This window comes from Alloyangia pacifica, assembly GCF_003111685.1.
GTDB classification, from domain to species: domain Bacteria; phylum Pseudomonadota; class Alphaproteobacteria; order Rhodobacterales; family Rhodobacteraceae; genus Salipiger; species Salipiger pacificus_A.
The window spans coordinates 1,492,253-1,504,162 of the sequence record NZ_CP022189.1 but is presented as its reverse complement, the minus strand read 5'-3'; the positions used below and the strand labels follow the sequence as shown (position 1 = coordinate 1,504,162).

Below are 11,910 nucleotides of genomic sequence, written 5' to 3'. Positions count from 1 at the left end.
CGTGATCCTCGCGCGTGGTTACGCCTGCGCGACGGCCCGCTTGGTGAGCACGCCGATCAGGTGGGCACGATAGGACGCCGAGCCGTGCAGGTCGTTCATCAGCCCGTCGGCCGTCACCGCAAGCCCCTCGAGCGCCGCGGCAGAGAAGTCGCCCGAAAGCGCCGCCTCGGCCTCGGTCCAGCGGAACACGCCGTCTTCCGAGGCGCCGGTCACCGCCACCCGCACGCCATCCGCGAACTTGGCGACGAACACACCCACCAGTGCAAAGCGCGATGCAGGCTGCTCGAACTTGATATAGGCAGCCTTCTCGGGGATCGGGAACCTGACCGCGGTGATGATCTCTCCCTCCTCGAGGGCAGTGGTGAACAGCCCGTCGAAAAAGTCGTCCGCCGCGATCTCGCGATTGCTGGTCACGACCGTCGCGCCCGAGGCCAGCACCGCCGCCGGGTAGCAGGCCGCCGGATCGTTGTTGGCAAGGCTGCCGCCGACCGTGCCGCGATTGCGCACCGCAGGGTCACCGATATTGCCCGCCATGGCCGCCAGCGCCGGGTAGCTCGAGGCCACCTCGCGTGCGACGGTGCCGTGGGTGGTGCCGCCGCCGATCGTCACGGTGCCGCCCTCTTGCGACACGCCCTTGATCTCGTCTATGGCGGCAAGGCTCACCAGAACGGAGGGGGCCGCGAGCCGCTGCTTCAGCGAGGGGATCAGCGTCTGCCCGCCCCCGAGCGCCTGAGCCTCTTCCTCTCCGAGCGCGGCCACGGCATCCGCCACGCTCTTGGGTCTTACAACGTCAAAGCTGTACATCGTCGTCCTCCTGCGGAAGGGGCCGGGGCGGTTCGGCACCCCTCATCCCCTTCATATTTCGTCGAATACTCGCCCTCCCCAGCGCAAGATGCAAGCACCTGCGCCGGGGCAAAGGGTCATCCCTGCATCGCCTTCCAGACTCGGTGCGGTGAAACGGGCATGTCGATATGCGCCACGTCATGCCCCGCATGGTTCAGCGCGTCGAGCACCGCATTGACCACGGCGGGCGGCGAGCCGATGGCCCCGGCCTCGCCGCAGCCTTTCACCCCCAGCGGGTTGTGGGTGCAGGGAGTCGCGCAGCTGTGGTCCACCATGTAGAAGGGCACGTCGCCGGCCCGCGGCATGGCGTAATCCATGTAGCTGGCCGACAGCAGCTGGCCGTCGGCGTCGTAGACGCAGTTCTCGAGGAGCGCCTGGCCGATCCCCTGCGCGAGACCGCCATGCACCTGGCCCTCGACGATCATCGGGTTGACCACATTGCCGAAATCATCGGCGGCGGCAAAACGCTCGATCGTGACCTTGCCGGTCTCGGGGTCGACCTCCACCTCGCAAGCATAGGCGCCGGCAGGATAGGTGAAGTTCGCCGGATCGTAGAAGGCGGTCTCTTCCAGCCCGGGCTCGATTTCGGTGAGCGGGTAGTTGTGTGGCACGTAGGCGGCCAGCGTGACATCGCCCCAGGCCACCGACTTGTCGGTGCCCGCGACGGTGAACATGCCGTCCTTGAGCTCGATGTCGCCCTCCGAGGCCTCCATCAGATGAGCCGCGATCTTCTTGGCCTTGTTGATGATCTTCTCTGTGGCGCGGACCATGGCCGACCCGCAGACCGCAAGGCTGCGCGAGCCGTAAGTGCCCATGCCAAAGGGAATTTTCGACGTATCGCCATGGACGATGTCGATCATGCTCTCGTCGATGCCGAGCATGTCGGCGACCACCTGCGGGAAGGCGGTCTCATGCCCCTGCCCGTGGCTGTGCGCGCCGACCATGACCGAGATCGAGCCGGTGGCGTTCACCCGCACCGTCGCCGCGTCATAGAGCCCTGCCCGCGCGCCGAGTTGGCCCACGAGGTTCGACGGCGCGATGCCGCAGGCCTCGATGTAACAGTTCACGCCAAGGCCCCGCAGCTTGCCCTTCGCCTCGCTCTCGGCACGGCGCGCGGCGAAGCCGGGGATGTCGATCATCTCTTCCATCTTGTCCATGGTCGCGACGTAGTTGCCGGTGTCGTATTCCACCGCCACCGGGGTCGCATAGGGGAAGCTGTCGATGAAGTTCTGCCGGCGAAGCTTGATCGGATCGACGCCCAGTTCGCGCGCCGCCTTGTCCACCAGTCGCTCGAGCTGGAAGGTCGCCTCGGGGCGGCCCGCGCCGCGATAGGCGTCGACCGGCACGGTGTTGGTGAACACCGCCTTGACGTTGACCTGGATCGCCGGGGTCTTGTAGTTGCCGGCCATCAGCGTGCCGTGCAGCCAAGTCGGCACCGAGCTGGCGAAGGTCGACAGGTAGGCGCCCATATTGGCCAGCGTGTCGGTGCGGATGCCGGTGAAATTGTTCTCGGCATCCAGCGCAAGCTCGATCTTGGTGACGTGATCGCGGCCATGCGCGTCGGACATGAAGGCCTCGGAGCGGGTCGCAGTCCATTTGACCGGCCGGTTGATCTGCCGCGCGGCGAAGGTAACAAAGGCCTCCTCGGCATAATGGAAGATCTTGGTGCCGAAGCCGCCCCCCACGTCGGGGGCGACCACCCGCAGCTTGTGCTCGGGGATGCCCAGCACGAAGGCGCCCATCAGCAGGCGGATCACATGCGGGTTCTGCGACGTGGTGTAGAGCGTGCTCTCGTCGTTGGCGCGGGCGTATTCGGCCAGCGCGACGCGCGGCTCCATCGGGTTGGCCACGAGGCGGTTGTTCACCAGCTCCAGCGTCGTCACATGGGCGGCCTCGGCGAAGGCCGCGTCCACCGCCGCCTGATCCGAGCCAAACTGCCAGTCGTAGCAGAGGTTGTCCGCCAGATCGTCGTGCACCTTTGCCGAGCCGCTCTCGAGCGCCGCGCGCATGTCGACCACGGCGGGCAGTTCCTCGATTCCCAGCTCGATCGCCTCGGCGGCGTCGCGGGCCTGGTCGAGGGTCTCGGCGATCACCGCGCAAATCGGATCGCCGACGTGGCGGACCTTGCCCTGCGCGAGCACCGGATGTGGCGGCTCCTTCATCGGATCGCCGTTCTTGTCGGTCACCTGCCAGCCGCAGGGCAGCCCGCCGATGCCATCGAAGTCCTTGCCGGTGAAGATCCGCACCACACCAGGCATCGCCTCGGCGGCGCTGATGTCGAGGCTGGTGATCTTGCCATGCGCCACGTCCGAGCGCAGGAAGTGGCAGTAGGTCTGCCCGTAGACGTTGATGTCGTCGGTATATTTCCCGGCTCCGGTCAGGAAGCGCACGTCTTCGCGCCGCTTCTGAGCCGCTCCGATGCCATGATCCTTCGGCATGGGGTCTCCTCCCTGATATGCCGGCGGGCATGGGCCGCGCCCGGCCCGCCTCGAACTCTCCACCCGGCGGGATTCGCTCGCCGCCGGTCCTCCCTGTTCCGCGGGCGGCCTCCCAACCGCCATCGGATCATTCGCAGATCTTCGTGGATGTGCGGGGCCACCTCAGGGCCCGCTCCGCCGCGCTCACTCGGCGGCGATGGTGCTCACGTCCTGCCCGCTGGCCGCCATGATCGCCTTGACGATGTTGTGGTAGCCGGTGCAGCGGCAGATGTTGCCCTCGAGGTAGTGCCGGATCTCGGCCTCAGTGGGCTTGGGATTATCCCTCAGCAGCGTTGCCGCCGACATCACCATGCCCGGCGTGCAGAAGCCGCACTGCAGACCGTGGTGGTCCTGAAAGGCTTGCTGGATCACATTCAGCGAGCCGTCGGCATTGGCCTGCCCCTCGATGGTGCCCACCTCGGCGCCGTCGCATTCGGCGGCGAAGATCGTGCAGCCCTTCACGGTCTCGCCGTTGACGTGGATATTGCAGGCGCCGCATTGCGAGGTGTCACAGCCGACATGGGTGCCGGTCAGATGCAGCTCGTCGCGCAGGAACTCGGTCATGAGCATGTTGCCCCTGACCTCCTTGCTGACAGCTTTGCCGTTCACCGTCATCGTTACCTTGGTCATACGTTCCCTCCCTGGGATGACTGATCGGTTTTCGGTTGGTTGCACTGTGGCACGGGCGTCAGCCCGAGACCATCCGCTTGAACCAGCCTTTCTTCTTGCCCTCTTCACCGGCCGCGCCTTCGGCCTCTGGCGCAGCCTCGGCGTCGCTCGGGCCCTCGACCGCGTCCTGCAGGTTGGTGAAGAACTGGTCGGCCATCTTCTTGGCGAAGCCGTCGATGATCCGGCTGCCGAGCTGCGCCAGCTTGCCGCCGACCTTGGCGTCGACATCGTAGCTGAGCTCGGTGCCCTCATCGACCTCGGCAAAGCGCACGTCCGCCCCGCCCTTGGCGAAGCCCGCCGCGCCGCCCTTGCCCTCGCCCGTGAGGGTCACCGCCTCGGGTTCGGTCATATTCGACAGGGTCACCGTCCCCTTGAAGGTGGCCTTCACCGGGCCGACTTTCTGGACCACTGTCGCCTCGAAGCCCTCTTCGGGGGTGCCGGTCAGCTCTGTGCAGCCGGGCACGCAGGCCTTAAGCACCTCGGGATTCAGGATCGCGGCCCAAACCACCTCGCGCGGGGCCTTGATCACCCGGGTATCGCTCATCTGCATGGTCTATGTCCTCTCTTGCGGCTCCCAGACCCACAGGAAGGTACGCCGCGCCCATCAGACCAAAGGCGCAGCCGGTCCCCCTCCATGCCCGGTCGCGGCATTGCGTGTTCCGAGCGGAGGATCGCGCCGATTGCGCAACTTCGCAACCCCCGTGTGAGGCGGCGCAGGCCGGGCATGCCTCCGCAGTCGCGAGAAAAATCGTGCCGGTCGCAATTGGGAGATTGACGCTGCGTCAGACCCGCACGACAAGACACCTATGACCCAGACCTATGACCGCACCGCCCTCTTCGCCCTCGCCCGAGACCTGCTGGCTGGCGCCGGCCTGCCGCCCGACAAGGCCGAGACCGTCGCCGAACTGCTGATCCAGACGGACGAGATCGGCGTCACCACCCATGGCATCTCGATGGTCTCCTACTACCTGCCCGAGCTGGCCAAGGACCTGATGACCAAGGAGGGCACGCATGAGGTGCTCTCCGACAAAGGGGTTTGCCTGCTCTGGGATGGCAACTACCTGCCCGGCCACTGGGTCATGACCCAGGCGCTGCAGACCTGCATGACGCGCGCCGCCGAGTATGGCATGGCCGCCATGGCGATCCGCCGCAGCCATCACATCGGCTGCCTCTCGGCGCTGACCCGGATCGCCGCCGAAAAGGGCTACGTGTGCTATATCGCCACCTCCGATCCCTCGGGTCAATGGGTCGCCCCCTACGGCGGCTGCGAGCCGCTGCTCACCCCAAACCCTTGGGCGGTGGGCTATCCCGGCAAGGACCACCCGGTGCTCATCGACACCTGCGCCTCGATCACCACGCTGTCGAAGGTGCGTGAGCACATCAATTCCTGCACCGAGTTCGCCCACCCCTGGATGCTGGACGGAGACGGTCACGCCACCACCGACCCCACGGTCATCAACCAGACCCCAAAGGGCTCGATCCTGCCGGTGGGCGGGGCGGATCATGGCCACAAGGGCTTTGCCATGGGCCTGATGGTCGAGATGCTGACCCAGGCGCTCGCCGGCCATGGCCGAGTCGAGTCCCCGACCCGCTGGGGAGCAAATGTCTTCCTGCAGGTGATGGACCCCGCGGCCTTTGGCGGTCGCGAGGCGTTCGTGGCACAGGTCGAACATCTGAGCGAGGCCTGCCGCGCCAGCCGCCCGATCGACGAGGCGCGCCCGGTGCGCATCCCCGGCGACCGCGCGGCGGTCGCGGCCGACAGGGCGCGCCGCGACGGCATCGCCTTGCCCGACGAGGTGCTCACCCGCATCCGCGCCTGCGCCGCCGATGCCGGTCTGGCCTTTCCCGAGCCGCGCTGAGAGGCCTCAGCGCCTCGGCGGAATGGCGTAGGTCAGCGAGGCGTGGGCGACCGGATCGTCCGAGTGCTCTGAATAGAGCAGCACGTCGGTCACGCTGAGGCTGCGACCCAGCTTCAGCACCCGCGCCTCGGCCAGCAGGTCCCGCCCGGCCTCGGGCTTGCGCATGAAATCGATCGAGCAATGGGTGGTCACCGTGAGCGCCTCGCGCCCGATCCGCGCCATGGTCGCCACGTAGGCCGCCACATCCGCCAGCGCGAACATCGACGGCCCCGAGACCGTGCCGCCGGGCCGCAAGTGCTGCTCGTCCACGATCAGCCGCATCACGAGCATTTCCTCGTCCATGCGGTCGATGGCGAACATGCCCTCGATCTGCGGAAAGACCTCCCTCAGGAATCCGGTCATCTCCGGAATGGTGAACTGCAGCGCCATGCGACCTCCCGCCTCTTTCGCCCCTCTTCTCCGCTGGCTAGGCTGCCCGCGAGGATGGAGGAGAACAAGATGGCAATTCTGGAACGTCACGACACCGGGCCGGTGGCCCACCTGCGGCTGAACGCGCCGGAGCGGCTGAACCCGCTGTCGGACGCGATGCTGGCGGCTTTGCAGGCGCAGATCGACGCGCTTTGTCAGGACGAGACAATCCGCGCGGTGGTCATCTCGGGCGCGGGCAAGGTGTTCTGCGCCGGGCACGACCTGCGCGAGATGCAGGCCGGACGGCAGGCAGAGGACAAGGGGGCCGCCTATTTCGCCGATCTCTTCGAGCGCTGCGAACGGGTGATGACCGGCCTCACCCGCCTGCCCCAGCCGGTCATCGCGCAGGTGCACGGCATCGCCGCCGCCGCCGGCTGCCAGCTGGTCGCGAGCTGCGACATGGCCGTGGCTGCCGAAGATGCGCGCTTCGCCGTCAACGGGGTCAACATCGGGCTCTTTTGCTCGACGCCCATGGTGGCGCTGAGCCGCAACCTGCCGCGCAAGCAGGCCTTCGAGCTGCTCACCACGGGCCGTTTCATTCCCGCCGCCGAGGCGCAGACCCTGGGGCTCGTCAACCGCGTTGTCCCCGAGGCCGAGCTGGCCGCCGCGACGCAGGCGCTGGCGGAAAGCGTCGCCTCGAAGCTGCCGCACGCGGTGAGGATCGGCAAGGAGGCGTTCTACGCGCAGGCCGAGCTGCCGCTGGACGCGGCCTATGCGCTGGCCGGCCAGGTGATGGTCGAGAACATGCTCGACCGCGACACCGACGAGGGCATCACGGCGTTCCTGGAAAAGCGCAAGCCCGGCTGGAGCACCTGAGGACATGGCGGAAACCCGCTGGCGGCGCGGGATTTTTCGGAACCGATGCGGCGGCAGCGCGCGTTCTCTGCGTATAACTCCGCACCACGTACAGGAGAGCAGCATGTTACGTACCCTCACCCTCGCGGCCCTTTCGGCTGCCGCCCTCGCCGCCCCCATGGCCGCCAGCGCCGCCCCCAAGGGATGCCCACCGGGTCTTGCCAAGAAGAACGCGGCCTGCATGCCGCCGGGCCAGTACAAGAAGATTGGCAAGCACCATGGTGATCGCGACCGCGACCACGACGCGATCCACATCCACCGCTATGACCGCGGCGAGCGGATCCGCGACAATTACATCGTGATCCGCGATCCGGGCCGCTACCAGCTCGATCCGCGCCGAACCTATTACAACGTCGACGACTACGTCTACCGCGTCGACCCGGACACCGGCGCCGTGCTCGACATCATCGGCGGCATCGCCCAACTGGCGAAGTAAGCCGGCGCCGAGGGGCGCGCCCCCCGCACCCGACCCTAGATCCTTCCACACCGACGTAAAAAGGACCGGCGCTTCTGACGGCGACCGGTCCTTTTTTCATTTCAAGGACGCATCGACGCGCCCTGCGCTCCGCGCGCCTATTCCGCCGCGACCCTGCCCGTCCGCAGCATCGGCTTGAGGTAATGCCCGGTGTGCGAGCGCCCAACCTCGGCCACCTCCTCGGGGGTGCCCGTGGCCACGATTTCGCCGCCTCCATCACCGCCCTCGGGGCCGATGTCGATGATATGGTCGGCGGTCTTGATGACATCGAGATTGTGCTCGATCACCACCACCGTGTTGCCTTGCTCGACCAGCTCGTGCAGCACCTCGAGCAGTTTGCGCACATCCTCGAAGTGCAGGCCCGTGGTCGGCTCGTCAAGGATGTAGAGCGTGCGGCCCGTCGAGCGTTTCGCCAGTTCCTTCGACAGCTTCACTCGCTGCGCCTCGCCGCCCGAGAGAGTGGTCGCCTGCTGGCCCACCTTCACGTAGCTCAGGCCGACCCGCATGAGCGCGTCCATCTTCTCGCGGATCGAGGGCACCGACTGGAAGAACTCCTGCGCCTCTTCCACTGTCATATCAAGCACATCGGCGATGCTTTTGCCCTTGAACTTGATCTCCAGCGTTTCGCGGTTGTAGCGCTGGCCCTTGCAGGTCTCGCATTCGACGTAGACGTCGGGAAGGAAGTGCATCTCGATCTTGATAACGCCGTCGCCCTGGCAGGCCTCACAGCGCCCGCCCTTGACGTTGAAGCTGAAGCGCCCGGGCTTGTAGCCGCGCGCCTTGGCCTCGGGCAGGCCCGCGAACCAGTCGCGGATCGGGGTGAACGCACCCGTGTAGGTGGCCGGGTTCGAACGCGGCGTGCGGCCGATCGGGCGCTGGTCGATGTCGATGACCTTGTCGAGATACTCGAAGCCCTTGATCGTCTCGCAGGGGGCCGGGGTCTCGCGCGCGCCGTTGAGCCGCATAGCGGCGTTCTTGTAGAGCGTCTCGATGGTCAGCGTCGACTTGCCGCCCCCCGAGACGCCGGTAACGCAGACGAACTTGCCCAAGGGAAACTCGGCAGTCACCTCCTTGAGGTTGTTGCCGGTCGCCTTGACCACCTTGAGCATCTTGCCGTTGCCCTTGCGCCGCTCCGTCGGGACCGCGATCTCGCGGGTGCCGGCGAGATACTGGCCGGTGAGGCTGGCGGGATCGTCCGAGATCATCTGCGGCGTGCCCTTGCTGACCACCTGCCCGCCGTGCACCCCGGCGCCGGGGCCGATGTCGAAGACGTAATCTGCCTGGCGGATCATGTCCTCGTCATGCTCGACCACGATGACCGTGTTGCCCTGGTCGCGCAGAGACTTCAGCGTGCCGATGAGCCGGTCGTTGTCGCGTTGATGCAGCCCGATCGAGGGCTCGTCCAGCACGTAGAGAACACCGGTCAGCCCCGAGCCGATCTGGCTCGCGAGCCGGATCCGCTGGCTCTCGCCGCCCGAGAGTGTCCCCGCCGCGCGGGACATGGTCAGGTATTCGAGGCCGACGTTATTGAGGAAGCCGAGCCGTTCGCGGATCTCCTTGAGGATGGCGCGGGCAATCTCGTTCTTTTGTCCCGAGAGCGCCTCGGGCACGGTCTCGATCCAGTCGTGCGCCTCGCGGATCGACATCTGCACCACCTGGCCGACGTGCAGCAGCGTGTCCTTCTTGGCCGAGCCGATCTTTACCGCCAGCGCTTCGGGCCGCAGGCGGTAGCCGCCACAGGCGCCGCAGGGGCGGTTGTTCTGGTAACGCTCGAACTCCTCGCGCACCCAGGCGCTGTCGGTTTCGCGGTAGCGGCGCTGCATGTTGGGGATCACGCCCTCGAAGGCACGGGTCACCTGGTAGACGCGGCCGCCCTCGTCATAGCGGAAGGGGATTTCTTCCTTGCCAGAGCCATGAAGGAAGACGTCCTGCACCTTCTGCGGCAGGTCCTTCCAGCGGGCGTTCTTGTTGAAGCCATAGTGCTTGGCGATCGACTCGATGGTCTGCAGGAAGTACGGCGATTTGCCCTTGCGCCAGGGCGCGATGGCGCCGTCGGCGACCTTCAGCGTCACATCGGGCACCACCAGCTGCTCGTCGAAGAACAGCTCGACGCCGAGGCCGTCGCACTCCGGGCAGGCGCCCACGGGGGCGTTGAAGGAGAACAGGCGCGGTTCGATCTCGGAGATGGTGAAGCCGCTGACCGGGCAGGAGAAGTTTTCCGAGAAGGTGATCCGCTCGGGATCCCCCTCGCCTTCGCGCGGCGCGGTTTCCAGAACGGCGATGCCCGAGGCCAGATCGAGCGCAGTGCGGAAGCTGTCGGCAAGACGCGTCTCGAGCCCTTCGCGCACGACGATGCGGTCGACCACCACGTCGATGTCGTGGCGGAACTTCTTGTCGAGCGTGGGCGGCTCGTCGAGTTCGTAGAACTGCCCATCGACCTTCACCCGCTGGAAGCCCTGCTTGCGCAGCTCGAGGAATTCCTTGCGGTACTCGCCCTTGCGGTCGCGGATGATCGGCGCGAGCAGGTAGCCGCGCGTCCCCTCCTCCAGCGCCATCACGCGGTCGACCATGTCCTGCACCTGCTGCGCCTCGATGGGCAGGCCGGTGGCGGGGCTGTAGGGCGTGCCGACGCGGGCGAAGAGAAGGCGCAGGTAGTCGTAGATCTCGGTGACCGTGCCGACCGTCGAGCGCGGGTTCTTCGAGGTGGTCTTCTGCTCGATGGAGATCGCCGGCGAGAGGCCGGCGATGTGATCGACATCGGGCTTTTCCATCATGTCGAGGAACTGCCGCGCGTAGGCCGAGAGCGACTCGACATACCGCCGCTGGCCCTCGGCGTAGATTGTGTCGAAGGCGAGCGAAGACTTGCCCGACCCCGACAGGCCGGTGATCACCACCAACTCGTCGCGCGGGATGTCGACGTCGATATTCTTGAGATTGTGCTCGCGCGCGCCGCGCACTTCGATCTGCTTCAGCTCTGGCATGAGACCCTCGGGAAAGGAACGCTCCTACACATAGGCCAAACGCCCCGGATCGCAATGGGTAAATGAGAACTTAATAAGAACATGCAGGGCGGGAATGCGCCTTTGCACGATACCTCATCCGCGCGCCGGGCGGGAGCGTCTCTCTTCGAAGCGGGTTGCAAGAGCCGTCGAGGGCTCTTGCACCGCTCAGCGGTAGCGCAACGAGATGCCTTCAGAGAAGAGATGCACCTTCGCGGGATCGGCGCTCAGCCCGACCTCGGTGCCGCGCAAGCCTTGATGGATGCCGGGAAGCTTGGCGATCACCGCCTCTTTGCAGCCGGGCTGCGGCTCGAAGTGCAGCAGGGTCACCTCGCCGAGCGCCTCGGTCAGCGCGACCTTGCCAGTGAACACCGGCGTGGCCGTTGCCTCGGTGAAATCCTCGGGGCGGATGCCGACGTTCACCTGAAGACCCATGTCCGACTCGCGGGTGGCCACGTCCGAGACCGCGGTGCCGCCGGTCTGCAGCCTGACGGTGGTCTGCGCGCCGGTGCCGGTGACTTCGCCAGACAGCATGTTCATCGCCGGCGAGCCGATGAACTGCGCGACGAACTCGCTGTTGGGCGTCTCGTAGAGCTCCAGCGGCGAGCCAACCTGCGCGATGCCCTTGTTGGCAAGGACGACGATGCGGTCGGCCAGGGTCATTGCCTCGACCTGGTCGTGGGTCACGTAGATCATCGTGCGGTCGGGCAGCTTCTCCTTGAGCTGGGCGATCTCGATCCGCGTCGCCACGCGCAGCGCCGCGTCGAGGTTCGAGAGCGGCTCGTCGAAGAGAAACACCTTGGGATCTCGCACGATGGCCCGGCCGATGGCGACGCGCTGGCGCTGACCACCCGAGAGCGCCTTGGGCAGGCGGTCGAGGTAGGGTTCGAGCTGCAGCATCTTCGCGGCGCGCTCGACGGCCTCGGCGATCTCGGCCTTGCTCTTCTTGGCGATCTGCAGGGCGAAGGACATGTTGTCGCGCACGGTCATATGCGGATAGAGCGCGTAGCTCTGGAACACCATGGCGATGCCGCGCTGCGCCGGGGGCACGTCGTTGACCACCTGGCCGTCGATCTCGAGCGTGCCGCCGGTGATCCGCTCAAGCCCGGCGATCATCCGCAACAGCGTGGACTTGCCGCAGCCCGAGGGGCCGACGAAGACGACAAGCTCGCCTGCGGTGACATCCAGGTCGATGTTCTTCAGCACCTCCACGGTGCCTCCGTACACCTTGCCAACATCGGTGAGTTTCAGGTCTGCCATCGTCT

General features: G+C 66.5%; 10 protein-coding genes. 3 read left to right on the top strand and 7 right to left on the bottom strand.

Going from position 1 to position 11,910, the window contains the following annotated elements; genetic code table 11:
- Positions 1–18: 18 nt before the first annotated feature.
- From CEW88_RS07175 to CEW88_RS07160, 4 genes are all read right to left on the bottom strand, one after another.
- Positions 19–804 (bottom strand): FAD binding domain-containing protein, encoded by a 786-nt coding sequence (locus CEW88_RS07175; protein ID WP_108965461.1) that lies wholly within the window; start codon positions 802–804, stop codon positions 19–21.
- Between the two features lie 116 nt (positions 805–920).
- Positions 921–3,281 carry a xanthine dehydrogenase family protein molybdopterin-binding subunit gene (locus CEW88_RS07170; protein ID WP_108965459.1) on the bottom strand — a complete coding sequence of 787 codons (2,361 nt, stop codon included), beginning with the start codon at positions 3,279–3,281 and terminating at the stop codon, positions 921–923.
- A gap of 183 nt (positions 3,282–3,464) precedes the next feature.
- Positions 3,465–3,950, bottom strand: a complete 486-nt coding sequence (locus tag CEW88_RS07165) for a (2Fe-2S)-binding protein (protein ID WP_108965457.1) — start codon at positions 3,948–3,950, stop codon at positions 3,465–3,467.
- Between the two features lie 58 nt (positions 3,951–4,008).
- Complete coding sequence (locus CEW88_RS07160; protein WP_108965455.1) at positions 4,009–4,539, bottom strand: CoxG family protein; 531 nt, start codon at positions 4,537–4,539, stop codon at positions 4,009–4,011.
- A gap of 256 nt (positions 4,540–4,795) precedes the next feature.
- On the opposite strand from CEW88_RS07160, the gene CEW88_RS07155 reads away from it, so the two are divergent.
- A complete protein-coding gene (locus CEW88_RS07155) occupies positions 4,796–5,848 on the top strand; it encodes an Ldh family oxidoreductase (RefSeq protein WP_108965454.1) in 1,053 nt (350 codons plus the stop codon).
- A gap of 6 nt (positions 5,849–5,854) precedes the next feature.
- Here the strand turns inward: CEW88_RS07155 and CEW88_RS07150 are convergent, their stop codons facing one another.
- On the bottom strand, positions 5,855–6,277 hold the full coding sequence (locus CEW88_RS07150; protein ID WP_108965452.1) for a PaaI family thioesterase: 423 nt from the start codon (positions 6,275–6,277) through the stop codon (positions 5,855–5,857).
- A gap of 69 nt (positions 6,278–6,346) precedes the next feature.
- Here CEW88_RS07150 and CEW88_RS07145 point away from each other — a divergent pair, with 69 nt between their 5' ends.
- Positions 6,347–7,132, top strand: a complete 786-nt coding sequence (locus CEW88_RS07145) for an enoyl-CoA hydratase (RefSeq protein WP_108965450.1) — start codon at positions 6,347–6,349, stop codon at positions 7,130–7,132.
- Between the two features lie 103 nt (positions 7,133–7,235).
- Positions 7,236–7,607: an excinuclease ABC subunit A gene (locus CEW88_RS07140; RefSeq protein ID WP_108965448.1), complete on the top strand. Its 372-nt coding sequence runs from the start codon at positions 7,236–7,238 to the stop codon at positions 7,605–7,607.
- A gap of 137 nt (positions 7,608–7,744) precedes the next feature.
- Here the strand turns inward: CEW88_RS07140 and uvrA are convergent, their stop codons facing one another.
- Positions 7,745–10,627 (bottom strand): excinuclease ABC subunit UvrA, encoded by a 2,883-nt coding sequence (uvrA, locus tag CEW88_RS07135; protein ID WP_108965446.1) that lies wholly within the window; start codon positions 10,625–10,627, stop codon positions 7,745–7,747.
- A 186-nt stretch (positions 10,628–10,813) separates the two neighbouring features.
- Complete coding sequence (locus CEW88_RS07130; RefSeq protein ID WP_108965444.1) at positions 10,814–11,905, bottom strand: ABC transporter ATP-binding protein; 1,092 nt, start codon at positions 11,903–11,905, stop codon at positions 10,814–10,816.
- Positions 11,906–11,910: the final 5 nt, after the last annotated feature.